The organism is Streptomyces sp. SD15, assembly GCF_054462255.1.
The window spans coordinates 1-23,574 of the sequence record NZ_JBTLMO010000026.1; the positions used below are offsets into that span (position 1 = coordinate 1).

General features: G+C 70.9%; 18 protein-coding genes and 1 rRNA gene. 14 read left to right on the forward strand and 5 right to left on the reverse strand.

Annotation, left to right across the window (positions count from 1 at the left end; genetic code table 11):
- Window positions 1-192 precede the first annotated feature (192 nt).
- Together rrf and ACX28W_RS24700 are read left to right on the forward strand one after the other, a co-directional pair.
- Window positions 193-309: ribosomal RNA gene (gene rrf / locus ACX28W_RS24695) — 5S ribosomal RNA — on the forward strand.
- Window positions 310-1,806: 1,497 nt separating this feature from the next.
- Window positions 1,807-2,655: a hypothetical protein gene (locus tag ACX28W_RS24700; RefSeq protein WP_459001624.1), complete on the forward strand. Its 849-nt coding sequence runs from the start codon at window positions 1,807-1,809 to the stop codon at window positions 2,653-2,655.
- A 63-nt stretch (window positions 2,656-2,718) separates the two neighbouring features.
- Here the strand turns inward: ACX28W_RS24700 and ACX28W_RS24705 are convergent, their stop codons facing one another.
- The gene (locus tag ACX28W_RS24705; protein WP_459001525.1) at window positions 2,719-4,011 is read right to left on the reverse strand and encodes a DUF1015 family protein; all 1,293 of its coding nucleotides are present in this window, start codon (window positions 4,009-4,011) and stop codon (window positions 2,719-2,721) included.
- 70 nt (window positions 4,012-4,081) lie between these two features.
- Here ACX28W_RS24705 and ACX28W_RS24710 point away from each other — a divergent pair, with 70 nt between their 5' ends.
- From ACX28W_RS24710 to ACX28W_RS24725, 4 genes are all read left to right on the forward strand, one after another.
- Window positions 4,082-5,110 carry an HAD hydrolase-like protein gene (locus tag ACX28W_RS24710; protein WP_459001526.1) on the forward strand — a complete coding sequence of 343 codons (1,029 nt, stop codon included), beginning with the start codon at window positions 4,082-4,084 and terminating at the stop codon, window positions 5,108-5,110.
- A gap of 136 nt (window positions 5,111-5,246) precedes the next feature.
- Entirely contained in the window at window positions 5,247-6,290 is a 1,044-nt protein-coding gene (locus ACX28W_RS24715) for a FecCD family ABC transporter permease (protein ID WP_459001528.1), read from the forward strand.
- On the forward strand, window positions 6,287-7,345 hold the full coding sequence (locus ACX28W_RS24720) for a FecCD family ABC transporter permease (protein ID WP_459001529.1): 1,059 nt from the start codon (window positions 6,287-6,289) through the stop codon (window positions 7,343-7,345). The genes ACX28W_RS24715 and ACX28W_RS24720 overlap by 4 nt, the downstream gene beginning before the upstream one ends.
- Window positions 7,342-8,232, forward strand: a complete 891-nt coding sequence (locus ACX28W_RS24725) for an ABC transporter ATP-binding protein (protein WP_459001531.1) — start codon at window positions 7,342-7,344, stop codon at window positions 8,230-8,232. Before ACX28W_RS24720 ends, ACX28W_RS24725 begins: the two co-directional genes overlap by 4 nt.
- Here ACX28W_RS24725 and ACX28W_RS24730 read toward each other — a convergent pair.
- A complete protein-coding gene (locus ACX28W_RS24730; RefSeq protein WP_459001532.1) occupies window positions 8,216-8,563 on the reverse strand; it encodes an SCP2 sterol-binding domain-containing protein in 348 nt (115 codons plus the stop codon). The genes ACX28W_RS24725 and ACX28W_RS24730 overlap by 17 nt on opposite strands.
- 42 nt (window positions 8,564-8,605) lie before the next feature.
- On the opposite strand from ACX28W_RS24730, the gene ACX28W_RS24735 reads away from it, so the two are divergent.
- The 6 genes from ACX28W_RS24735 (at window position 8,606) to ACX28W_RS24760 (ending at window position 15,173) form a co-directional block, all read left to right on the forward strand.
- Window positions 8,606-8,911: a hypothetical protein gene (locus ACX28W_RS24735; RefSeq protein WP_459001533.1), complete on the forward strand. Its 306-nt coding sequence runs from the start codon at window positions 8,606-8,608 to the stop codon at window positions 8,909-8,911.
- 7 nt (window positions 8,912-8,918) lie between these two features.
- Window positions 8,919-9,734, forward strand: a complete 816-nt coding sequence (locus ACX28W_RS24740) for a TlyA family RNA methyltransferase (RefSeq protein WP_459001534.1) — start codon at window positions 8,919-8,921, stop codon at window positions 9,732-9,734.
- Complete coding sequence (locus ACX28W_RS24745; RefSeq protein WP_459001535.1) at window positions 9,731-10,636, forward strand: NAD kinase; 906 nt, start codon at window positions 9,731-9,733, stop codon at window positions 10,634-10,636. The genes ACX28W_RS24740 and ACX28W_RS24745 overlap by 4 nt, the downstream gene beginning before the upstream one ends.
- Before the next feature lie 208 nt (window positions 10,637-10,844).
- Window positions 10,845-12,587, forward strand: a complete 1,743-nt coding sequence (gene recN, locus ACX28W_RS24750; RefSeq protein ID WP_459001536.1) for a DNA repair protein RecN — start codon at window positions 10,845-10,847, stop codon at window positions 12,585-12,587.
- 185 nt (window positions 12,588-12,772) lie between these two features.
- Window positions 12,773-13,531 (forward strand): hypothetical protein, encoded by a 759-nt coding sequence (locus ACX28W_RS24755; protein WP_459001537.1) that lies wholly within the window; start codon window positions 12,773-12,775, stop codon window positions 13,529-13,531.
- A 505-nt stretch (window positions 13,532-14,036) separates the two neighbouring features.
- On the forward strand, window positions 14,037-15,173 hold the full coding sequence (locus ACX28W_RS24760; RefSeq protein ID WP_459001538.1) for a glycosyltransferase family 4 protein: 1,137 nt from the start codon (window positions 14,037-14,039) through the stop codon (window positions 15,171-15,173).
- 14 nt (window positions 15,174-15,187) lie between these two features.
- On the opposite strand, the gene ACX28W_RS24765 is transcribed toward ACX28W_RS24760, so the two are convergent.
- From ACX28W_RS24765 to ACX28W_RS24775, 3 genes are all read right to left on the reverse strand, one after another.
- Window positions 15,188-16,849 carry a PucR family transcriptional regulator gene (locus tag ACX28W_RS24765; protein ID WP_459001539.1) on the reverse strand — a complete coding sequence of 554 codons (1,662 nt, stop codon included), beginning with the start codon at window positions 16,847-16,849 and terminating at the stop codon, window positions 15,188-15,190.
- Between the two features lie 58 nt (window positions 16,850-16,907).
- Complete coding sequence (locus ACX28W_RS24770) at window positions 16,908-18,290, reverse strand: FAD-binding oxidoreductase (RefSeq protein WP_459001540.1); 1,383 nt, start codon at window positions 18,288-18,290, stop codon at window positions 16,908-16,910.
- Between the two features lie 338 nt (window positions 18,291-18,628).
- Window positions 18,629-20,437, reverse strand: a complete 1,809-nt coding sequence (locus ACX28W_RS24775) for a glycoside hydrolase family 15 protein (protein ID WP_459001625.1) — start codon at window positions 20,435-20,437, stop codon at window positions 18,629-18,631.
- A 518-nt stretch (window positions 20,438-20,955) separates the two neighbouring features.
- On the opposite strand from ACX28W_RS24775, the gene ACX28W_RS24780 reads away from it, so the two are divergent.
- On the forward strand, window positions 20,956-22,623 hold the full coding sequence (locus ACX28W_RS24780; RefSeq protein ID WP_459001541.1) for a CTP synthase: 1,668 nt from the start codon (window positions 20,956-20,958) through the stop codon (window positions 22,621-22,623).
- A gap of 138 nt (window positions 22,624-22,761) precedes the next feature.
- On the forward strand, window positions 22,762-23,388 hold the full coding sequence (locus ACX28W_RS24785) for an NUDIX domain-containing protein (protein ID WP_459001542.1): 627 nt from the start codon (window positions 22,762-22,764) through the stop codon (window positions 23,386-23,388).
- Window positions 23,389-23,574 lie beyond the last annotated feature (186 nt).

Consider the following 23,574-nt stretch of genomic DNA (forward strand, 5'->3'; position numbering starts at 1 on the left):
GGAAGGCGGGTAACCGCTGGAGGTGACTGGTACTAATAGGCCGAGGGCTTGTCCTCAGTTGCTCGCGTCCACTGTGTAGTTCCCAGACAACGAACGGTTGTGCTGGCTGAACAGTTTCACTCATCAATTGAAAAGTGTGCTTGTTCGCTGCCCGTTCAAGACCCTGCTTTACGGTGGGGTGTCTGAAAGGGTTTCGGTGGTCATAGCGTGAGGGAAACGCCCGGTTACATTCCGAACCCGGAAGCTAAGCCTCAAAGCGCCGATGGTACTGCAGGGGGGACCCTGTGGGAGAGTAGGACGCCGCCGAACAATCTTTGGAGGACCTCTGGTTCCAGCGACTCGCTGGGACCAGAGGTCCTTTTTTTGTTTTTCCGAAGCGCGCCGCGTACCCGGCTGCGCGAGAATGACTTGCGGTACCGAAGACAGGAGTCACCCATGTCCCCCAACTCTCCCGATGAGCGACCGGAGCGCGACCAGCGCCGCCGGGACAGTGGTGACCGCGGCGGCTACCGCGGGGGCCCCCGTCGCGACAACGACCGTGGTGGCTACGGCCGGCGGGACGATCGCGGTGATGACCGCCGTGATGGTGACCGCGGCGGTGACCGTGGTGGTTTCCGCCGTGACGACCGCCCTGGCGACCGGCGCGATGACCGCAGGGATGACCGCCGTGACGATCGTCGGGGCGATGACCGCGGCGATCGCGGTGGCTTCCGCCGTGATGACAGCAGTGGTGGTGGGGGTTTCCGTCGCGACGACAAGCGCGAGGGCGATCGTGGTGGTTCCCGTCCGCCGTTCCGTCGTGACGACCGTTCCACCAGCGGGCCCCGTCGTGACGGGGACCGTCCGCCGTTCCGTCGTGATGACCGTGGTGAGCGTCGGGACGACGACCGTGGCGGCTTCCGCCGTGACGATCGGCGAGACGGTGACCGTGGTGGTTCCCGTCCGCCGTTCCGTCGTGACGACCGTTCCACCAGCGGGCCCCGTCGTGACGACGGTGATCGTGGGTTCCGTCGTGACGGGGACCGTCCGCCGTTCCGTCGTGATGACCGTGGCGAGCGTCGGGACGACGACCGCGGTGGCTTCCGCCGTGATGACAGCCGTGGTGGTGGGGGTTTCCGTCGGGACGACAGGCGCGAGGGCGATCGTGGTGGTTCCCGTCCGCCGTTCCGGCGTGACGACCGTTCCACCAGCGGACCCCGTCGTGACGGGGACCGTCCGCCGTTCCGTCGTGATGACCGCGGTGAGCGTCGGGACGACGACCGCGGTGGCTTCCGCCGTGATGACAGCCGTGGTGGTGGGGGTTTCCGTCGGGACGACAGGCGCGAGGGCGATCGTGGTGGTTCCCGTCCGCCGTTCCGTCGTGACGACCGTTCCACCAGCGGGCCCCGTCGTGACGACGGTGATCGTGGGTTCCGTCGTGACGGGGACCGTCCGCCGTTCCGTCGTGATGACCGTGGCGAGCGTCGAGACGACGACCGCGGCGGCTTCCGCCGTGACGATCGCCGTGACGATCGCCGTGACGATCGCCGTGACGATCGCCGTGACGACCGCCGGGGCGATGACCGCGGTGGTTTCCGCCGTGACGACCGGCGTGACGACCGCCGTGACGATCGGCGAGACGGCGACCGTGGCGGCTTCCGGCCCCGCGACGACCGGGGGCGTGACGACCGGAGCCGCGGCCCGCGTCGGGACGACCGGGGCGGCCGTCCCGGTGGTTTCCGCGGCCGTGATGACCGGCGGGGCGACGACCGTGGCGGCTTCCGTGGCCGCGACGAGCGCGATCGGGACCGTGAGCCGATCAAGCGGCTGCCGATCCCCGATGACGTCACGGGTGAGGAGATCGACAACGACGTACGGCAGGAGTTGCTGAGCCTGCCCAAGGGGCTCGCCGAGGAAGTCTCCAGGAACCTGGTGATGGTCGCCCGGCTCATCGACGAGGACCCCGAGGGCGCATACGCGTACTCGAGGATTGCCCTGCGCCTGGCGTCGCGTGTCGCCGCTGTGCGCGAGGCGGCCGGGTTCGCCGCGTACGCGAACCAGAAGTACAGCGAGGCGCTCGCCGAGTTCCGGGCCGCGCGCCGCATGACCGGGAACGTGGATCTGTGGCCCGTCATGGCGGACTGCGAGCGCGGCATGGGTCGGCCCGAGAAGGCGCTGGACATGGCCGGTGCGCCTGAGGTGCACAAGCTGGACAAGGCCGGTCAGGTCGAGATGCGGCTCGTGGCCGCCGGCGCGCGGCGGGACATGGGGCAGCTCGAGGCCGCCATCGTGACCCTCCAGAGCCCGGAGCTCGCCTCGAACTCCGTGCAGCCCTGGACCGCGCGACTGCGCTACGCGTACGCCGACGCGCTTCTTGCCGCCGGTCGTGAGGGCGAGGCGCGCGAGTGGTTCGCGAAGGCCGTGGAGTCCGACAAGGACGGCAGCACGGACGCCTCCGACCGACTCGCCGAGTTGGACGGTGTCGAGTTCGTCGACGTGCTCGTCGAGGATGAGGGCGAGGGCGACGAAGAAGCCACGTCTGAGACCGACGCCGAGGACGACGCCGAGGACGAAGAGTACGACGACGAGGACGATGTTCACGACGAAGCTGCCGCTTCGAAGGGGGAGCAGGCGCCGGTTGTTGAGGGCGGCGACCAGGACGCGCCTCAGAGCTGACGCCCGGCGGATGTAGCGGGGCACGGGCGGCGGGACTCCGGAAGGGGTCCCGCCGTCGGCGTTTCAGAGAACGAGTGCCCGCAGGACCAGCCCCGATGCCGGCTTCGGGCCGAACGACGTCGACTTGCGGGGCATCGTGACGCCCTGGCGGGCGAGATCGCGTACGACCTCTTCGCGGACCGGGTGCATCAGGACGGCCGTGCCGCCGTCGTGTTCCGCCTTGGCGACGGTGGCCGCGGTGTCGTGGATGTACGCGATGTGGGCGGGCGAGTCCTCCGGGATGCCCCAGAGGTGGCCGAGGAGCGTGCTGTGCAGGACGGTCGCGTCCAGGGTGCGCCAGGCCTCGGGGCGGTCGGCCGGGACCGTACGGGCGAGGAGGTCCGGGGACGGGCGGTCGACCAGGTGGAACGCGCCGTCGCCCGCGAGGAGGAAGGCGTTGCCCGAACCGGCCGCTTCGGCGAGGGCCGCCTGGGCCTCGGGAAGGGGGACGTCGAGGTGACGTACCCGGAAGGAGCCCGTGAGGGCGGCCAGCGCGTCCGCGACCGGCAAGCCGTGGAGCAGGCGGTGGATCGCGCGGACGCGGAGCGGATAGCGAACGGTGTCCACCAGGAGCACCAGGCCGTAGTCCCAGGGGCTGGGCGAGGGATGTTCGGTACGCAGCCGCAGATACGTCGCCCAGCGATGGTGGCCGTCCGCGATGAGTGCCTGGTGGTTGCCGAGGTCTGTCTGGACCTCGGCCAGATCGACGGGGTCGGTGACCGCCCACAGGCGGTGGTTGAAACCGTCCTCCGTGGTGGTGGAGAGCAGCGGTTCGCGCTCGGCGGTGCGTTCGATGACGGCGGCCGTGCCTACCCGGGAGCCGTTGCCGCGGTAGGTCAGCAGCAGGGGTTCGAGGTTGGCGGCGGTGGCGCGCATCAGGGCCGCGCGGTCCGCGATGATGTGGGGCATGACGTCCTCGTGCGGGAGGACGACGCCGTCGGACGGCTCCGACAGGCGCAGGGCGCCGATGATGCCGCGCTGCAGTATGCCGTCGTCGTGCTGCTCGTAGACGTACAGGCCCGGCTCGGGGTCGGTGGTCAGGACGCCCTTGGACAGCCAGTCGTGCAGGGTGTCCGCCGCCTGGCGGTTGCGGGCGGTGGGGGTTCCGTCCTGAGGGAGGATCAGCCGGACGATGTTGTGCGGGTCTGAGGATTCGAGGTGGAGCAGACCGTCCGGCCGTACGACGACGTCGTACGGCGGAGATGTCACGGCGGCGAGGCTGCCGACCCGGTCGGGGTCGTAGCGCAGGCCCCGGAACGGGGTCAGTTCGAGGCCGATGCGCGCGGGTGTTTGCTCCGCGGGACCTGCATAGTTCATTGAGGCATCGTAAGTGTGTCAGTGGCATGAGCGATGATCGTGGGACAGAGATCGAACGAGGAGATGTGCAATGAGCCAGACCGTCAGGACGCGGCCCGAGGGCAGTGCGCAGGCTCTGAGCGAGGCCTACGACACGGCTCTGCTCGACCTCGACGGGGTGGTGTACGCGGGTGGTAACGCGATCGCGTACGCCGTGGAGTCGCTCGGTACCGCTCGCTCGGGCGGGATGCATCTCGCGTATGTCACGAACAACGCGCTGCGGACGCCCGACGCCGTGGCGGAGCATCTGAGCGAGCTGGGTATACCGACGGGGGCGTCCGACGTCATCACCTCGGCGCAGGCTGCCGCCCGGCTGATCAGCGAGCAGGTGCCGGCCGGTGCCCGCGTGCTGGTCATCGGGGGTGAGGGACTGCGGGTCGCGCTGCGGGAGCGCGGGCTGGAACCGGTCGAGTCGGCCGAGGACGACCCGGCGGCGGTCGTCCAGGGCTTCGGGGGTGCTGATCTGGCCTGGGGGCGCTTCGCGGAGGCGTGCTACGCCATCGCGCGCGGGGTGCCGTGGTTCGCGTCCAACACCGATCTGACGATTCCGGGCGCCCGTGGGATCGCCCCGGGGAACGGGGCGGCGGTGGAGGTCGTCCGCATCGCCACCGGCGCCGAGCCGCAGGTGGCGGGCAAGCCGCTGCCCCCGATGCACCGCGAGACGATCCTGCGCACCGGGGCACAGCGGCCGTTGGTGGTCGGGGACCGGCTGGACACGGACATCGAGGGCGCGTTCAACGGCGAGGTGGACTCGCTGCTCGTGCTCACCGGCGTGACGGACGGCGCGCAGCTCCTGGCCGCTCTGCCCCAGCACCGGCCGACGTATGTCGACGCCGATCTGCGCGGTCTGCTGACCGGACAGCCGGAGGTCGTCGAGGCGGGAAGCGGGTTCCGCTGCGGCGGCTGGACGGCGACGGCCGGGAGTGAGCGGCTGGAGCTGGCGGGTGACGGGGAGGCCCTCGACGGGCTGCGGGCGCTGTGCGCGGCGGCGTGGACGGCCGCCGGGGACGGGGCGTGTGGGTTGGACGGGGGGAAGGCGCTGGCGCGGCTGGGCCTCTGAGGGCGCGGAGAGTTGATCAGTCCTCCGGCGGAGGGTTGACCAGCGGCTGCACGGGGCACATGGAGGCGGGCACTGCCGCTGTCGTGACTGGTCACCGGGCATCGAAGCGACGGCGAGGGTAGGCTAACCTAACCGGGTGTTGGTCGACAGTCCCCCCGAACAGCGCGCGGAGACCGCCCCCGCGCCCCCAAGCCGCCGGGCGATACGTACCGTTGGGCTCCTCGCTTCCGTGGTCCTGCTGGTGTTCGTCGCGCTGGCGAGCGTCGCGATCGGCGCGAAGGCGTTGCCGTTGGATCAGGTCTGGCACGGTCTGTTCCACGACTCGGGGACGTACGCCGACGTCGTGGTCGGCGACCGGGTCTCGCGCACCGTCCTCGGACTGCTCGTCGGCGCCGCGCTCGGGCTGTCGGGTGCCGTCCTGCAGGCGCTCACCCGCAATCCCCTGGCCGACCCCGGACTGCTGGGCATCAACGCGGGCGCGTCCGCCGCGGTCGTCACCGCCATCACCTACTTCGGCGTCACCTCGCTGAGCGGCTATGTGTGGTTCGCTTTCTTCGGCGCGGCCGCGGTCGGGGCCCTGGTCTGGTTCCTCGGCGGCAGCCGGGGCGCGACCCCGGTACGGCTCGCCCTCGCGGGCACGGCGATCAGCGCCGCCCTCTACGGCTATCTCCAGGCCGTGATGATCATGGACGATGCCGCACTGGGCAAGATGCGCTTCTGGACGGTCGGTTCGCTGGCTTCGGCGACCGACACGACCATCAAGCAGGTGCTGCCCTTCCTGGTGGTCGGCACGATCGTCGCGCTGGCCCTGGCCCGGCCGCTGAACGCCATGGCCATGGGTGACGACACCGCCCGCGCGCTCGGCGCCAACCTGAACCGCACCCGCGCGCTGTCCATGGCAGCCGCCACCGTGCTGTGCGGCGCCGCGACAGCCGCCTGCGGGCCGATCGTGTTCGTCGGGCTGATGGTCCCGCACGTCGTGCGGTCCTTCACCGGGCCGGACCTGCGGTGGATCCTGCCGTACGCCACTGTCCTGTCGCCCGTGCTGCTGCTCGGTGCCGATGTCGTCGGGCGGCTGGTCGCGCGGCCCGCGGAGCTTCAGGTCGGCATCGTCACCGCGGTCCTCGGCGGCCCGGTCTTCATCTATCTCGTACGACGGCGGAGGACGGCGCAGCTGTGACGACCACACGTAAGCCGACTCCCGCCATCCGGTCGGTCCGCACGCGCGGCGGGCTCTCCGTGCGGCTCGACGTCCGGGGTTTCACCGTCGTGGTGCTGCTGATGGTGGCCGCGCTGGCCGCGAGCGTGGTGCTCATCGGCACCGGCGACTTCCCGATCCCGGCCGTCGACGTCCTCAAGACCCTGGTCGGCAACGGCGACGCGGGCCAGGAGTTCATCGTCAACGACCTGCGGCTGCCGCGGGTCCTCGTCGGCCTTCTGGTGGGCGCTTCGCTCGGGCTCGGCGGGGCGCTCTTCCAGTCCATATCCCGCAATCCGCTGGGCAGCCCGGACGTCCTCGGCCTCGGACAGGGGGCGACGGCCGGCGCGCTCATCATGATCGTGCTGTTCTCCGGGAGCGCGACCCAGGTCGCCTTCGGGGCGCTCATCGGCGGCCTGGTGACCGGAGTCGCCATCTATCTGCTGGCCTGGAAGCGGGGCGTGCACGGATACCGACTGGTTCTGGTCGGTATCGGAGTCTCCGCGATCGTCACGGCGGTCAACGGCTATCTGCTCACCAAGGCCGACATCGTCGATGCGGCCCGCGCGGTCGTCTGGATGACCGGATCCCTCAACGGCCGTGACTGGACGCAGGTCTGGCCGCTGCTGGTGATGTGCGCGGTCCTCGTCCCGCTCGCCCTCGGCAACGCGCGGGGGCTGCGCATGATGGAGATGGGCGACGACGTCTCGTACGCCCTGGGGGTGCGCGTCGAGCGCGTACGACTGCTGCTGATGCTGTGCGCCGTACTGCTCACCGCGGGCGCCACCGCCGCCGCGGGACCGGTCGGCTTCGTGGCGCTCACCGCGCCACAGCTCGCCCGGCGCCTGACCCGGTCGCCCGGACCGAATCTGGTGTCGTCGATGTGCATGGGCGCCACCCTGCTGATCGTCGCCGACTGGGCCTCGCAGCGGGCCTTCGGCGCCGATCAGCTGCCGGTCGGTGTCGTGACCGGAGTACTCGGCGGGGTCTATCTGCTGTGGCTCCTCGTCACCGAGCGCAGGGCGGGCCGGATATGAGCGCCCCGGCGCACCAGAACACCTCGGGGCACCAGAACGCCTCGGCGCACGAGAACACCCCAAGGAGTACTGTGAACCGCCTGTCCGCCGACAACGTCACCCTCGGCTACGACCAGCGCGTCATCGCCAAGCAGCTGTCGGTGGAGATTCCCGACAACTCCTTCACCGTGATCGTCGGCCCGAACGCCTGCGGCAAGTCCACCCTGCTGCGCGCCCTCTCCCGGATGCTCAAGCCCTCCGAGGGGCGGGTGCTGCTCGACGGGCAGGTCATCCAGTCGATGCCGGCGAAGAAGGTCGCAAGGACGCTCGGCCTGCTGCCGCAGTCGTCGATCGCACCGGACGGGATCACGGTCGGCGACCTGGTCGGCCGGGGCCGCTATCCGCACCAGGGGCTGCTGCGCCAGTGGTCGACGGAGGACGAGCGGGTCGTGCAGGAGTCGATGGCCTCGACCGGTGTGGCCGAGCTGGCCGATCGCTATGTCGATGAATTGTCCGGTGGCCAGCGGCAGCGTGTGTGGATCGCCATGGCGCTCGCACAGCAGACCCCGCTGCTGCTGCTCGACGAGCCGACCACCTACCTCGACATCCAGCACCAGATCGACGTGCTCGACCTGTGCGCCGAACTCCACGAGGAACAGGGCCGCACCCTGGTCGCCGTGCTGCACGACCTCAACCACGCCGCCCGGTACGCCACCCACCTCATCGCCCTGCGCGACGGCGAGGTCATCGCCGAGGGCGCGCCGAGCGACATCGTCACGGCCGAACTGGTCGAGGAGGTCTTCGGGCTGCGCTGCCAGGTCATCGACGACCCGGAGACGGGGACGCCGCTGGTGGTGCCGGCGGCGCGCAAGGCACGCGCGCGTGTACCCGCTACAGAAGCTTCCTGAGGCGGAGCAGATCGAGGAGGCTCGCTTCCAGCTTCACTCGGCCCGACCCCCAGGCTCTTGCGAAGTTCAGCTCCCCGCTGACCATGGCGACCAGATCGTCGCCGGCCATGGTGAGTCTGATCTGGGCCTTCTCGCGCGGAGGCCCCTGGAGCGTGTCCAGCACCTTGATCCGGCCATCCTCGAGGCGGCCGACGAAGGTGATGTCCAGGTCGGTGATGCGGCAGCTCAGCGAGCGGTCCAAGGCCGCCGCCTCGCGCACGTCCCTGTCGGCGCCCGCCATATTGTCCGAGAGCTTGTCGAGTGCGCTGCGGCACTCCTCAATCGTGGCCATCGTGATCGACGGTACCGCAGCGCTTCGGGGTAGCGTCGTGGCATGAGCGACTCAGTGTCGGAGACCGGGTCTCCGCGGGACGAGGTGCCGGAGCCGGAGGTTCCGGCCGATGTCGAACCCGAGTACGACCCTGCCGCCCCGGCCCCGCTGAACGTCCCGCGCGTCCCCACCGGCAACGCCGAGGTCGACGACCAGCTCGACCGGCTGGCCGACGCCGACCACCTCGCCACGGACGGACACGTCGAGGTGTACGAGGATGTACACAGGGGGCTGCGCGACGCGCTGACCGCGCTCGACGCCCGCCCGGGACCTCCGGCGCCCCCATCTTCGTACGACCGCAGGAGCTGAACCGAACGTGGCAGGAGTGGCACGCCGCCGCCTCGACGCCGAGCTGGTCCGCCGGAAGCTCGCCCGCTCGCGCGAGCACGCCGGGCAGCTGATCGCTGCGGGCCGGGTCACCGTCGGAAAGACCCTCGCGACCAAGTCCGCCACCCAGGTGGAGACCGCGGCCGCGATCGTCGTCACCCAGGACGACAGCGACCCCGACTACGTCTCGCGCGGCGGGCACAAGCTTGCGGGCGCCCTGGCCGCCTTCGTGCCACAGGGGCTGACTGTCGAGGGACGGCGTGCGCTGGACGCCGGAGCGTCCACCGGAGGCTTCACCGACGTGCTGCTGCGCGCGGGCACCGCCCACGTGGTCGCCGTCGATGTCGGCTACGGGCAACTCGCCTGGTCTCTGCAGAGCGATGAACGCGTCACCGTCAAGGACCGTACGAACGTACGCGAGTTGACGTTGGAGGCGATCGATGGGGAGCCCGTGGATCTTGTTGTCGGGGATCTGTCCTTCATCCCACTCGGCCTGGTGCTGCCCGCCCTCGTGCGGTGCGCGGCGCCCGACGCCGATCTGGTGATGATGGTCAAGCCGCAGTTCGAGGTGGGGAAGGAACGGCTGGGGAGTGGTGGTGTCGTACGCAGCCTGGAACTGCGCGCCGAGGCGGTGCGCGGGGTGGCCCGGCGGGCCGCGGAACTGGGTCTCGGGGTGAAGGGCGTGACCGCCAGCCCGCTGCCCGGGCCCTCGGGCAATGTCGAGTACTTTCTGTGGCTGCGTGCCGGGGCGCCCGAACTCGACCCGGCCGACGTTGACCGTGCAGTGGCGGAGGGGCCGCGTTGACAGAGACCCGAGCTCGTACTGTTTTTCTGCTCGCCCACACCGGGCGGCCCGCTGCGATCCGCAGCGCCGAACTCGTCGTCCAGGGGCTGTTGCGCTCCGGGCTCGGGGTGCGCGTCCTGGAGGCCGAGGCGGCCGATCTGCCGCTGCCTCCCGAAGTGGAGCTGGTCAAGGAGGCCACTCCGCAGTGCCTCGACGGATGCGAGCTGCTGATCGTCCTCGGCGGTGACGGCACGCTGCTGCGCGGCGCCGAGTTCGCCCGCGCCTCCGGGGTGCCGATGCTCGGCGTCAACCTCGGCAGCGTCGGGTTCCTCGCGGAGGCCGAGCGGGACGACCTCGACAAGGTCGTCGACCGGGTCGTCACCAAGGCCTACGAGGTCGAGGAACGCATGACCGTCGACGTCGTCGTGCACCAGAACGGCAACATCGTGCACACCGACTGGGCGCTCAATGAGGCCGCCGTGCAGAAGGTCTCCGCCGAGAAGCTCCTGGAGGTCATCCTGGAGATCGACGGGCGGCCGGTGACCGGTTTCGGCTGTGACGGCATCTGCCTGTCCACGCCGACCGGCTCCACGGCGTACGCCTTCTCCGCGGGCGGGCCCGTGGTCTGGCCGGAGGTCGAGGCGCTGCTCATGGTGCCGATCAGTGCGCACGCGCTGTTCGCCAAGCCGCTGGTGACCTCGCCGGACTCGGTGCTCGCGGTGGAGGTGCTGCCGCACATTCCGCCGGGGGTGCTGTGGTGCGACGGGCGGCGGACGGTGGAGTTGCCGCCGGGGGCACGAGTGGAGGTGCGGCGGGGGGCTGTGCCGGTGCGGCTGGCTCGGCTGCACCATGCGTCGTTCACCGATCGGCTTGTGGCCAAGTTTGCGTTGCCGGTGGCGGGGTGGCGGGGGGCGCCGCACTAGAACGTGCCCGGCGCCACGGGTACTGCCCGGGCGCCGGGCCACCCCCGCGTAGGCGGGGAGCAACGAATCCGCAACTCGTCCACGACGGACACGACCGGATCACTCCCGCGTGGGCGGGGAGGCTTCTGGGGAACGAGGCCTGCCCGGAGAAGGTAACGCCCGGCTCTCGTTGCGGGGGCGGCGTCGCACGGGGCCAGGAAAACCTCGTATGGTCGGGGGCGTGTTGGAGGAGATGCGGATACGGTCGCTCGGAGTCATCGACGACGCGGTCGTCGAGCTGTCGCCCGGCTTCACCGCCGTGACAGGTGAGACCGGTGCGGGCAAGACGATGGTGGTCACCAGCCTCGGGCTGCTGCTCGGTGGGCGCGCGGACCCTGCGCTGGTGCGGATCGGCGCCAAGAACGCGGTCGTGGAGGGGCGGATCGCCGTACCCGCGCGCGGAACGGCAGTCGTACGGGCCGAGGAGGCGGGCGCCGAGCTCGACGACGGGGCGCTGCTGATCAGCCGTACCGTTTCGGCCGAGGGGCGCTCGCGGGCGCACCTGGGCGGGCGTTCCGTGCCGGTGGGGGTGCTCGCCGAGATCGCCGACGAGCTCGTCGCGGTGCACGGACAGACCGACCAGCAGGGACTGCTCAAGCTGTCCCGGCAGCGGCAGGCGCTCGACCGGTATGCCGGGGACGCGGTCGCCGTGCCGCTCGCCAAGTACGGGGGCGCCTACCGGCGGCTGCGGGCCATTTCCGCCGAGCTGGACGAGATCACCACGCGCGCGCGTGAGCGGGCCCAGGAAGCCGACATGCTGCGCTTCGGGCTCGACGAGATCGCGGCGGTCGAGCCGCGCGCGGGCGAGGACGTGGAGCTGGCGGCGGAGGCGGAGCGGCTGGGCCACGCGGAGGCGCTGGCCTCGGCCGCCACGGCCGCGCACGCCGCGCTCGCGGGCAATCCCGAGGATCCGGAGGGCATCGACGCGGCGACGCTCGTCGCGGGGGCCCACCGGGCGCTGGAGGCCGTACGGTCGCACGACTCGTCGCTCGCCGAGCTGTCCGGGCGGATCGGCGAGATCAACATTCTGCTGCGCGATGTGGCGGGGGAGCTGGCCGGGTACGCCGACGACCTCGACGCCGATCCGTTGCGGCTCGCGGCGGTCGAGGAGCGCAGGGCCGCACTCACCCAGCTGACCCGGAAGTACGGCGCGGACATCGACGCCGTGCTGGCGTGGGCCGAGCAGGGTGCCGCGCGGCTCCTCGAACTCGACGGCGACGACGAGCGGATCGACGAGCTGACCGGCGAGCGGGACGCGCTGCGGAGGGAACTGGGCGGGTTGGCGCAGGCATTGACGGACGCCCGTACGGAGGCCGCCGAGCGGTTCGCCGGCGCCGTGACCGCCGAGCTGGCCTCGCTCGCCATGCCGCACGCGCGCGTGTCGTTCGATATCCGGCAGAGCGACGATCCTGCGGGCGTGGAAGTCGGCGGACGTACGGTCGCGTATGGGCCCGCGGGTGTCGACGAGGTCGAGTTGCTGCTCGCGCCGCATCCTGGGGCGCCGCCACGGCCCATTGCCAAGGGGGCGTCCGGTGGTGAGCTCTCGCGCGTGATGCTGGCGGTGGAGGTCGTGTTCGCGGGGACCGACCCTGTGCCGACGTACCTCTTCGATGAGGTCGACGCGGGTGTCGGCGGCAAGGCCGCGGTCGAGATCGGGCGGCGGCTGGCCAAGCTCGCCAAGACCGCGCAGGTGGTGGTCGTCACGCATCTGCCGCAGGTGGCCGCGTTCGCCGATCGGCAGTTGCTGGTCGAGAAGACGAACGACGGGTCGGTCACCCGGTCCGGGGTGAAGGTGCTGGAAGGGGAGGACCGAGTTCGGGAGTTGTCCCGGATGCTGGCGGGGCAGGAGGACTCGGAGACGGCTCGGGCACATGCGGAGGAGTTGCTGGCCACGGCTCGGGCCGACGGGTAGCCGTCGGCGGGCGGGGCTTCTTCGCCGCTCCGCGGCGGGGGGTTCTGCGCCGCTCCGCGGCTTGGCCTCGACCGCTCCGCAGTACCTCTTCGCCGCTCCGCGCCGGATTCCCGCCCGCCCCCCTTCGGGACTGCTCCGCAGTCCCCGCATCGGGCCCGCTTTGCGGGCGCCCCTAAGGTGGTCGCATGATCGCACTTGCCGGCCGGAGCGCCACGTTCACCGCGGTCGCCGCGCTGACCCGTGCGAGCATCACCGCCCTCCGCTCCACAGCACCCGGCGGCCCCGCCCGTTGGGAGCGCAAGAACTACGCAGGGCGGACCGTCGAGTTGTACGCGGGGCCCGCCGCTGCCGTGGGAGCGGCGCTCGGTGCGGCTCGGGCCCATCGCGGCGCCGGTTTCGCCGTCCTGGCCGCCGGTGCGTGCGGGGCGTACGACGATGTCGCCGGGGCGGATGACCCGCGGCGTGGGTTCCGGGCGCACCTGGGGGCGCTGCGGGACGGCGAAGTGACCAGCGGGGCGGTCAAGTTGTTCGGGATCTCGGCCGCGGGGCTGGTGGCGGGGGCGCTGCTCAAGGAGCGTCTCCTGGACAAGCTGCTCGCGGGGGTCGTGATCGCCGGGAGCGCACACTTCGTCAACCTGGTGGATGTCCGCCCGGGCAGGGCTGCCGGTGCCGCGCTCGCGTTGAGCGCGCCCGGGCTGCTGCGCGGCGGGCCCGCAGGGCAGCTGTCGGCCGCGGCACTGGGTGCGGCGGTGGCCGTCCTCCCCGACGACCTCGGCGAGCGCGCGATGATCGGCGACACCGGGGCCCACGCGCTCGGCGCCGCGCTGGGCACCGCCATCGTCGCGGGCAACGGCCGGGCCGGGCTGGTCGCCCACGCCGCGGCGGTGGTGGCCGCGACGGTGTACGGGGAGAAGGTCAGCGACCTGGCGCGGTCGCTGGGGTGAGGGTGAGCGGAGGGGCGGCCTGTCGTGCAGAGGGCGTCGAGGGGTGTTGAGGCGCGCTGAGAGGTGCTGAGAGGGTGTGCGCCGGTGTGTGGGGAAGGGTGCGTGTGACCGTGTGCTCCGCGAGGCTTCGCACGCCCGGCGGTCAACCCCGCGGCACCCCAGGTCGGCCCCACATCGCCGGTGACATCACCGCAACGTCTCACTCGCACCCGCGCTCGACAACCGTGCCCGAAAACACGGGTTTTCTCACTCGTGTGAGTGACAGACGTCGTCGAGTTGGCCGATGGCACGGGAACCGTGCTCCGATGGCTGTCCCGGAACACCCGTGCGGCCTGGCATCCTTGACGTAGTACGTGCAGCGCGACGTGCGGTACACGCCCGCTGCACATCCTTCTTCTGCACGTCCCTCTGCACATCGTTCCGCACGTCTTTCCGCACGTCTCTGTTGCATCCTTCTGTACGTTCCTTCGTGACCGTCCGACGCCGAACCAGGAGCCCCGGCCACGTGAGCCACGTGAGCAGCCACTCACCGCACGGCCAGTCGCCGCTGCGCACCGTGCAGGTGCTCGGCGGCGGCAGCGCGGGCAGCAGCGCGCATGTGCGGTCGCTGGCCTCGGGCCTCGTCGCCCGGGGGGTGCGGGTCACCGTGTGCGCCCCCTCCGCTGCCGATCGTGTGTACGGATTCACGGGCGTGGGCGCCCGCCACATCCCGGTACCGCGCAGCAGTGACCCCACCTCCGTGGCCGCGCTGCGGACGGCCTGTGCGGACGCCGACCTCGTGCACGCGCACGGACTGCACGCCGCGTTGCGGGCCGCGCTCGCGCTCAGCGGACGGCGCATCCCGCTCGTCGTCACCTGGCACACCCGCTCGCACGCCGAGGGGGCGCGCGCCCATCTGCTGCGCCTGCTGGAGCGGAGGGTGGCCAAAGCCGCCGCCGTGGTACTGGGGACCTCGTCCGACCTGGTGGATCGCGCCCGCCGCAGGGGGGCGCGGGACGCCCGGCTCGCCGCCGTCGCCCTCCCGACGCCGCGCAAGGCCGTCGAGTACGGGGACCCGGACCGGCTCCGCCACAAGGCGCGGGCCGAACTCGGTGCCACCGAGCGCCCGTTGCTCATGGCGGTCGGCTCCCTCGACCGGCACCGCGGGTACGACACCCTGCTGGATGCCACGCGCGCGTGGCGCGCCCTCGATCCCGTGCCGCTCCTGGTGATCGCCGGTGAGGGGCCGCAGCGTACGGTCCTCCAGCGGCGGATCGAGGACGAGGAACTCCCGGTCCGGCTCCTCGGGCGGCGCGACGACGTCTCCGAACTGCTCCTGGCCGCCGATCTCGCGCTGCTGCCGAGCAGTTGGGAATCCCGCTCCGTCCTCGCCCAAGAGGCCCTCCACGCGCGCGTACCGCTTGTGGCGACCGCTGTCGGAGGCATCCCCGAACTGGTCGGCGACGCGGCCGAACTCGTCCCGTACGGCGACGCGGAGGCGCTCGCCGAAGCCGTCGCACGCCTCCTTGAGGACCCGGCGAGTCGCGAGCTGCTCAAGGAGAAGGGCGTTCAGCAGGCGGCCACCTGGCCCACCGAGGACGAGAACGTCGCCCAAGTGTTGAGTGTCTACGACGAGTTGACGCAGTACCGGCCCCTGGGCTGACCGCGGCCCCTGGGCTACGGCACATGCCTGCGCGCGCGAAGGGCCAGGCTCAACGCCAGTACCGTCTGCGGGTCGTCGAGGTCGGTGCCCAGCAACTCCCCGATCCGGGCCAGGCGGTTGTAGAGGGTCTGCCGGTTGAGGTGCAGCTCGCGGGCCGTCTCCGCCTTGCGGCCCGCGTGCGCCAAGTACGTCTCCAGGGTCGGCAGGAGCGGCGGCTTGGAGCGGTTGTCGTGGTCGCGGAGGGGGCCGATCGCGCGGTCCACGAAGGCAGCCAGGTCCGGGTGGTCGCGCAGCCGCCACAGCAGCAGGTCGATGTCCAGGCGGCGCGCGTCGTACCAGGGGCGGTCCGACAGGCCCTGCGCCGCCGTCGCCGTCTCCGCCGCGTGCCGCAGGCCCGCCGAAGCCGCCGCCCAGCCGCCCGCGACCCCGACGACGACCACCGGCGGCTGTGCACCGGGCCGCTGCATCCCCGCGCGCTCCACACCGGCCCGCAAGGCGGCCGCGACCCGGTCCGCGACCGCCGAGCGCTCGGACTCCGAACGCAGCCCGAGGAGCAGCGGGACGCGGCCTTCGACCGGACGTACGCCCAGCAGGACCGGCACCCCCACCGAGGCCAGTTCCTCCGCGACGGCGCGTGCCAGGACGGCCCAGCCTCCCCCGGAGGCGGTACCGCCTCCTGGGGACAGCCTCTCGGCGAGCCGCATGACGACCGGCAGGAGCGGGCTGCCGCCGGGCTTGAAGCCGAGTACGCGGGCCTGTGCCGGGGCGTCCTCGGCCTCGATCCGGCCCTCCGCGAGGTCGGTCAGGAAGTCACCGCGTCCGCGCGCCGCGAGCTCCTCCTCCTGGCGGGCCTGCATCAGGACGACGGCGAGGATGCCCGCGGCCCGCTCCGCCGCGATCCGGTGCACGGGGGCGATCGGGGCGCTGACGGGCAGCAGGACCAGGCGGGCCCGTACCGAGCCCGGGCCGGGGCCGCCGCCCGGCACGTCCACGAGGGTCGTCCCGGCGGGCGGAGCCTCCTTGTGCTGGCCGCGCAGCCCCTCCCACACCTGGAGCGGATCGGCGCCCGCCGAGCCGGCCGCCCCGGCGGCGTACAGGAGCTGTCCGTCCGCAGTCTCCAGGAAGACGGGGTTGCCGCTGAAGTCCGCGAGGATGCCGAGCACCTGGGGTACACCGCCGCCGCCGAGCAGGGCCTCCGTACAGCGCCGGTGCACTTCCTCGGCCCGCTGGAGCAGCGCGTAGTGGCCGTTGACGATCTCGGTGTGGATCTCCTCCGTGACCGCGACGAAGGGCACCTCGCGGTGCAGCTGGACCAGGGGGAGACCGGCGGAGCGAGCCGTCTCCACGAGTGCCGCGGGCAGCCGGGTGAAGCGCGGGCCGAGCTCCACGACGAGGGCCGCGATGCCGCGCTCGGCCAGCGTACGGACGAAGGCACGCTGGTCGGCCGGGCGGGTGCCGAGGCCGTATCCCGTGGTCAGGAGCAGTTCGCCGCCCTTCAGGAGCGAGGCGATGTTCGGGACCTCGCCCGCGTGCACCCAGCGCACGGTGCGCTGCAGCCGGTCGGCGCCCGCGAGGATCTCCGGCAGCCCGCTGCGCAGTCCGGGCAGCTCCAGAGCCCGCAGCACGGTGATTCCGGCGCCCTGGGTGTCGTCACGGCTGTCCAAACGGCTGTCCATGCAGCGGACGCTACCGGTGGAGGGCTTGCGGAGGCATGTCCGAGGTCTGCGGCGCTCGCTACGCCGGCGCGATGTTGTGGTTGAAGCGGAAGACGTTGTCCCGGTCGTACTGGGCTTTCACCATGGCGAGCCGCCGAGTGTTCTCGGCGCCGAGGCCGGCCACCACCCGGTCCGCGCCCTCGTCGCCGATGAAGTTGAGGTAGACGGCGCCGGTGCTCCACGGCTGGACATTGGCTCGGACGTCCTTGACCCACTGGACGCAGCGCTCGTCGTCCGCGGGGTCCTCCCAGACCCCGAAGGGGTGCACGGTCCACGACGCGCCCCGGTACGGCACCGGGAAGTGGTCAGGGCCCGAGGCGATCGCGCCGCCCTGGGGGAGCAGTACGTGCTGGGTATTGGTGGGTACGGGCGTCGCGTTCCCGAGGGCGCAGAAGATGTCCACGGCTTCGTCGGGCAGGCCGGTGAGATGCTCCGCGGACCAGTAGTTCCGCAGCCCTGCTGGAACGTCCATCATGCACTGGAAGTCTGCGTAGGGAAGGTCCTTGAGGATCTCGACCTCGTGCGGCAGCGCGAGCAGCGGTTGGGCGAGTTTGCGCAGCTCCTCCTCGCCGCCCGCGTACACCAGGAGCCCGCAGCACAGCAGCTTGCCCACCAGGTGCTCGGGGATGAACTCCTCGGGCGGTCCGGTCAGATAGATGACGCCACCGCCGGCCTCCGGTGGTGCGGCCGCGATGATCTCGCGGTAGACGCGGACCACGTCCGGGCCGATGTCCCGCTGGTACATCATCATGGCGATCGAGAATTCCGGCAGCGGGTGCAGTTTCAGGGTCAGCGCGGTGGCGACGCCGAAGTTCCCGCCGGCGCCGTGCAGGGCCCAGAAGAGTTCCGGGTTCTCCGCGTCGGTGGCGCGGAGTGTCGATCCCTCGGCCGTGACCAGTTCGACGCCGCGCAGATTGTCGACGGCCAGGCCGAAGGTCCGGTCGAGCCAGCCGCTTCCGCCGCCGAGGACGAAGCCGCCGACGCCGGTGGTCGAGACCCGGCCACCGGTGGTCGCCAGGCGGTACGGCTGGGTGGCGCGGTCGAGATGGCTCATGACGGCGCCGCCCTCGACCCGTACCGTCTCGGAACCGGGATGGACGGTCACCGTGTGCATCCGGCGCAGGTCGATGACCAGACCGCCGTCGTTGAGTGACATGCCCGCGACGCTGTGGCCGCCGCCGTGGACCGCTATGTGCAGGTCCAGGTCCCGTGCGAAGTGGACCGCGCGGGACACGTCGGCCTCGTCCGCGCATTGGGCGATCACTGCGGGGTGGCGGTCGATCATCGCGTTGAAGATTTTTCGGGCGTCGTCGTATCCCGGGTCGTCCGGGGCGAATACGTCGCCGGTCAGGTCTGTGCGGAGGGCGGCGAGGGCGGTGTGGGCTTTTGAGAAGGGGGACACGGCAGCCGGCCCCTTCCAGGGAGGGGACAGGACTGCTTTTAGCGTAGGCGCTCCGCTGGGTGGGTGCCGTTGTGAAGCTGCGGGTAGGTCGTGGCTGGTCGCGCCCACGCGGCGGAGCCGCAGAATGTCACAGCCCCGCGCCCCTGAAAGACGCGCAGTTCCCCGCGCCCCTAAGCACGCCCAGCCCCCAGCGCCCTAAGAACGCGCAGCTTCCCGCGTCCCTGAGCACGCGCAGTTCCCCGCGCCCCCTAAGAACGACGTCCAGCCCCCAGCGCCCTGAGCACGCGCAGTTTCCCGCGTCCCCAGAAGGGGGCGCGGGTTTGTGCCTCTGCGCGTTGTCAGCCGCCGTAGGCGCCCGAAGCTGTCAGCCTCAGTGCCGTGTCGATCAGTGGCACGTGGCTGAAGGCTTGCGGGAAGTTGCCTACCTGGCGTTGGAGGCGGGGGTCCCACTCCTCGGCGAGCAGGCCCAGGTCGTTCCTGAGGGCCAGGAGCTTTTCGAAGAGTTTGCGGGCCTCGTCCACGCGGCCGATCATCGCGAGGTCGTCGGCCATCCAGAACGAGCAGGCGAGGAAGGCGCCTTCGTCGCCCTCGAGGCCGTCCACGCCCGCGTCCTCGCCGGTGGTCGGGTAGCGCAGGATGAAACCGTCGGGGGTCGACAGCTCGCGCTGGATCGCCTCGATGGTGCCGATCACGCGCTTGTCGTCCGGAGGCAGGAAGCCCATCTGCGGGATGAGCAGCAACGAGGCGTCCAGCTCCCTGGAGCCGTACGACTGTGTGAACGTGTTGCGCTCCTTGTCGTAGCCCTTCTCGCACACGTCCCGGTGGATGTCGTCGCGCAGTTCGCGCCACTTCTCCAGCGGGCCGTCCGCGTCACCGGACTCGATGAGCTTGATCGTGCGGTCGACCGCGACCCAGGCCATCACCTTGGAGTGCACGAAGTGACGGCGCGGACCGCGGACCTCCCAGATGCCCTCGTCCGGCTGGTCCCAGTGGTTCTCGAGGTAGCGGATCAGTTTCAGCTGGAGGAGCGAGGCGTAGTCGTTGCGGGACAGGCCCGTCATATGGGCCAGGTGCAGGGCCTCGGTGACCTCGCCGTAGACATCCAGCTGGAGCTGGTGCGCGGCGCCGTTCCCGACGCGTACGGGACCCGAATTCTCGTACCCGGGGAGCCAGTCGAGCTCCGCCTCGCCCAACTCTCGCTCGCCCGCGATGCCGTACATGATCTGCAGGTTCTCCGGGTCGCCCGCGACGGCGCGCAGCAGCCATTCGCGCCAGGCACGGGCCTCCTCGCGGTAGCCTGTGCGCAGGAGGGAGGAGAGGGTGATCGCGGCGTCGCGCAGCCAGGTGTAGCGGTAGTCCCAGTTGCGTACGCCACCGATCTCCTCCGGGAGGGAGGTGGTGGGCGCGGCGACGATGCCGCCGGTGGGCGCGTACGTCAGGGCCTTCAGCGTGATCAGGGAGCGGACGACAGCCTCGCGGTAAGGGCCGTGGTACGTGCACTGCTCGACCCACTCGCGCCAGAAGTCCTCGGTGGCCTCCAGCGACTGCTCCGGCTCGGGCAGCGCGGGCGGCTCCTTGTGCGAGGGCTCCCAGGAGATGGTGAACGCGATCCGGTCACCGGGCGCCACCGTGAAGTCGGCGTACGTGGTCAGCGCCTTGCCGTAGGTCTCACAGGCCGTGTCGAACCACACAGAGTCGGGCCCGGCGACGGCGACCGTCCGCCCCTCGTGCTTGTGCACCCAGGGCACCACACGTCCGTAACTGAAACGCATCCGCAGCGCGGAGCGCATCGGCACCCGGCCCGTGACGCCCTCCACGATCCGGATCAGCTGTGGCGCGCCGTCACGCGGCGGCATGAAGTCGGTCACACGGACCGTGCCGCGTGGGGTGTCCCACTCGGATTCGAGGATCAGCGAGTCGCCGCGGTACGAGCGGCGCGCCGCCGTCGGGGGTTTGGCGTCGGCCGCGTGGGCCGGGCCGAGCCGCCAGAATCCGTGTTCCTCCGTGCCGAGCAGTCCTGCGAAGACGGCATGGGAGTCGAAGCGGGGCAGGCACAGCCAGTCGACTGTGCCGTCCCGGCAGACCAGCGCCGCTGTCTGCATGTCTCCGATGAGTGCGTAGTCCTCGATGCGCCCGGCCACGTGCATCTCCAGTCGAACGGCCACGTCGCCCCAGGAGGGCGGTCGCTCTGCGGTCAGGGGAACAGGGGAACGTTGAAACGTTAGAACCTTGAACGTTAGAACGTTGGTAAAGCGTCGTCGCGGAACGTCAATTATCGGTGCGATTGTCGTTGCGAAACGAACTGACGAGCTCTCGTTGTTCCGGGATACGGGCGGGGATGGTGCCGTGTGCCGGCCGGGCTCGGCAGTGAGTGTCCGAGCAGGATACGACGCACGTGGAAGATCCGCGTGCCGCTCCCGGTAACCGGAGTCGGCTGATCGAGTGAGGGACATGCGAAGCCCGTGTCGACCCGTGTGCGGAGCGTGGCCGGACGCGGGCTCGCCGGGTCGCTGATACCCTGGTAGCCCGTGGACCGGTGGGCACCCCCGAAGGAAACAACAGGCAAAAGGGGTCCCCCGAACCGCAGCGACGGCACCTCCGGAAATCTTCGGACACCACGCCGATACGCAAACCAGACCGCGACCACGGGAGCCCCCTCTTGGCCATGCCGCCCGCTGCTTTCCGAAACAGCACAGCCACGACGACCAAGCACCTCTTCGTCACGGGGGGTGTCGCCTCCTCCCTCGGCAAGGGCCTGACGGCCTCCAGCCTGGGCGCGCTGCTCAAGGCGCGGGGTCTGCGGGTCACCATGCAAAAGCTCGACCCGTACCTGAACGTCGACCCGGGCACCATGAACCCGTTCCAGCACGGCGAGGTGTTCGTCACCAACGACGGCGCCGAGACCGACCTGGACATCGGACACTACGAGCGCTTCCTCGACGTCGACTTGGACGGCTCCGCCAATGTCACTACAGGGCAGGTGTACTCGACGGTCATCGCCAAGGAGCGGCGCGGCGAGTACCTGGGCGACACGGTGCAGGTCATCCCGCATATCACCAACGAGATCAAGCACCGCATCCGGCGTATGGCGACCGACGACGTCGATGTAGTCATCACCGAGGTGGGGGGCACCGTCGGTGACATCGAGTCGCTGCCGTTCCTGGAGACCGTGCGTCAGGTCCGGCACGAGGTCGGCCGCGACAACGTGTTCGTCGTCCACATTTCGCTCCTCCCGTACATCGGCCCCTCCGGGGAGCTGAAGACGAAGCCGACGCAGCACTCGGTCGCGGCCCTGAGGAACATCGGTATCCAGCCGGACGCGATCGTGCTGCGCGCCGACCGCGAGGTGCCCACCGCCATCAAGCGCAAGATCTCGCTGATGTGCGACGTCGACGAGACCGCCGTGGTCGCCTGCCCCGACGCCCGTTCGATCTACGACATCCCGAAGGTCCTGCACACCGAGGGCCTGGACGCGTATGTCGTGCGCAAGCTGGACCTGCCCTTCCGTGATGTGGACTGGACGACCTGGGACGACCTGCTCGACCGCGTCCACAACCCGAAGCACGAGATCAACATGGCGCTGGTCGGCAAGTACATCGACCTGCCCGACGCCTACCTTTCCGTCACCGAGGCCCTGCGCGCCGGCGGCTTCGCCAACAAGGCTCGCGTGAAGATCAAGTGGGTCACCTCGGACGACTGCAAGACCCCGGCGGGCGCGGCGGCGCAGCTCGGTGACGTCGACGCGATCTGCATCCCCGGTGGCTTCGGCGACCGCGGCGTGTCGGGCAAGGTCGGCGCGATCCAGTACGCCCGCGAGAACAAGATCCCGCTGCTCGGCCTCTGCCTGGGCCTGCAGTGCATCGTGATCGAGGCCGCCCGCAACCTGGCCGGCATCCCGGACGCCAACTCGACCGAGTTCGACTCCGCCACCGCCCACCCGGTCATCTCCACCATGGCCGAGCAGCTCGACATCGTGGCGGGCGAGGGTGACATGGGCGGAACGATGCGCCTGGGCATGTACCCCGCCAAGCTCGCCGAGGGCTCCATCGCGCGCGAGGTGTACGACGGCAAGGAGTACGTCGAGGAGCGCCACCGCCACCGCTACGAGGTGAACAACGCCTACCGCACCGAGCTGGAGAAGAAGGCCGGTCTGCAGTTCTCCGGCACCTCCCCGGACGGCAAGCTCGTGGAGTACGTCGAGTACCCGCGCGAGGTGCACCCTTACCTGGTCGCGACCCAGGCGCACCCCGAGCTGCGCTCCCGCCCGACCCGCCCGCACCCGCTCTTCGCGGGCCTGGTGAAGGCTGCGGTCGAGCGGAAGACGGGCAAGTAACACAAGGGTTGTACGGTTGCCGGGGTGCGCGTCTTTTGCGGCGCGTGCCCCGGTTTCCGTTTTGTGTGCGGCGTTCGTATGCGGCGTTCGTATGCGGCGTTTTGTGTGCAGCGTTTTGTGTAGGAGGAGCAGGGCGACATGACGATCAAGGACACCGCCGAGGAGTGGGACGTCAGGGCCACCGCGACCCCCTTCGTCGGCAACAAGACCTCCGTCCGTGCCGACGACGTGGTCATGCCCGACGGATCGGTCGCCCGCCGCGACTACCAGGTCCACCCCGGCTCCGTGGCCGTCCTCGCCCTGGACGACCAGGACCGCGTGCTGGTGCTGCGCCAGTACCGGCACCCGGTGCGCCACAAGCTCTGGGAGATCCCGGCCGGACTTCTCGACATCCCCGGCGAGAACCCGCTGCACGCGGCCCAGCGTGAGCTCTACGAGGAGGCGCACGTCAAGGCCGAGAGCTGGCGCGTCCTGACCGACGTCTACACCACGCCGGGCGGCTGCGACGAGGCCGTGCGCGTCTTCCTCGCCCGCAATCTGTCCGAGGCCGAGGGGCAGCGCTTCGAGGTCGAGGACGAGGAAGCCGACATGGAGCTGGCCCGGGTCCCCGTCGACGAGCTCGTACGCGGCGTGCTCGCCGGCGACCTGCACAACAACTGCCTCGTCGTGGGCGTCCTTTCGCTGCTCGCCGCGCGCGGCGGCGACGGGCTCGACGCACTGCGCCCGGCCGAGGCTCCCTGGCCGGCCCGGCCCTTCGAGGCCTGACACACCCCCGGCACAACCCCCGGCACACCCCCCGGCACTTCTCCGACGCCGCTCCGGCGCCATCGGTCCTACGATCGGCTGATCCGATCGGGGGACGTCTCCGCCGCGCTCCTCCCGGATCGTCGCAGAGCGTGAACTAGGCTCTGGAAACGCCCGAACCGGAGTCCCGGCGGGCTTGCGCGTGCG

What these genes read in the sequence shown, in the direction of transcription:
- ACX28W_RS24710 (WP_459001526.1), top strand. Translation starts at nt 4,082, where the DNA reads ATGAGCCAGACCGTCAGGACGCGGCCCGAGGGCAGTGCGCAGGCTCTG.
- ACX28W_RS24765 (WP_459001539.1), bottom strand. Translation starts at nt 16,849, where the DNA reads ATGGACAGCCGTTTGGACAGCCGTGACGACACCCAGGGCGCCGGAATC.
- ACX28W_RS24735 (WP_459001533.1), top strand. Translation starts at nt 8,606, where the DNA reads ATGAGCGACTCAGTGTCGGAGACCGGGTCTCCGCGGGACGAGGTGCCG.
- ACX28W_RS24705 (WP_459001525.1), bottom strand. Translation starts at nt 4,011, where the DNA reads ATGAACTATGCAGGTCCCGCGGAGCAAACACCCGCGCGCATCGGCCTC.
- ACX28W_RS24755 (WP_459001537.1), top strand. Translation starts at nt 12,773, where the DNA reads ATGATCGCACTTGCCGGCCGGAGCGCCACGTTCACCGCGGTCGCCGCG.
- ACX28W_RS24785 (WP_459001542.1), top strand. Translation starts at nt 22,762, where the DNA reads ATGACGATCAAGGACACCGCCGAGGAGTGGGACGTCAGGGCCACCGCG.
- ACX28W_RS24775 (WP_459001625.1), bottom strand. Translation starts at nt 20,437, where the DNA reads ATGCACGTGGCCGGGCGCATCGAGGACTACGCACTCATCGGAGACATG.
- ACX28W_RS24780 (WP_459001541.1), top strand. Translation starts at nt 20,956, where the DNA reads ATGCCGCCCGCTGCTTTCCGAAACAGCACAGCCACGACGACCAAGCAC.
- recN (WP_459001536.1), top strand. Translation starts at nt 10,845, where the DNA reads ATGGTCGGGGGCGTGTTGGAGGAGATGCGGATACGGTCGCTCGGAGTC.
- ACX28W_RS24730 (WP_459001532.1), bottom strand. Translation starts at nt 8,563, where the DNA reads ATGGCCACGATTGAGGAGTGCCGCAGCGCACTCGACAAGCTCTCGGAC.
- ACX28W_RS24725 (WP_459001531.1), top strand. Translation starts at nt 7,342, where the DNA reads ATGAGCGCCCCGGCGCACCAGAACACCTCGGGGCACCAGAACGCCTCG.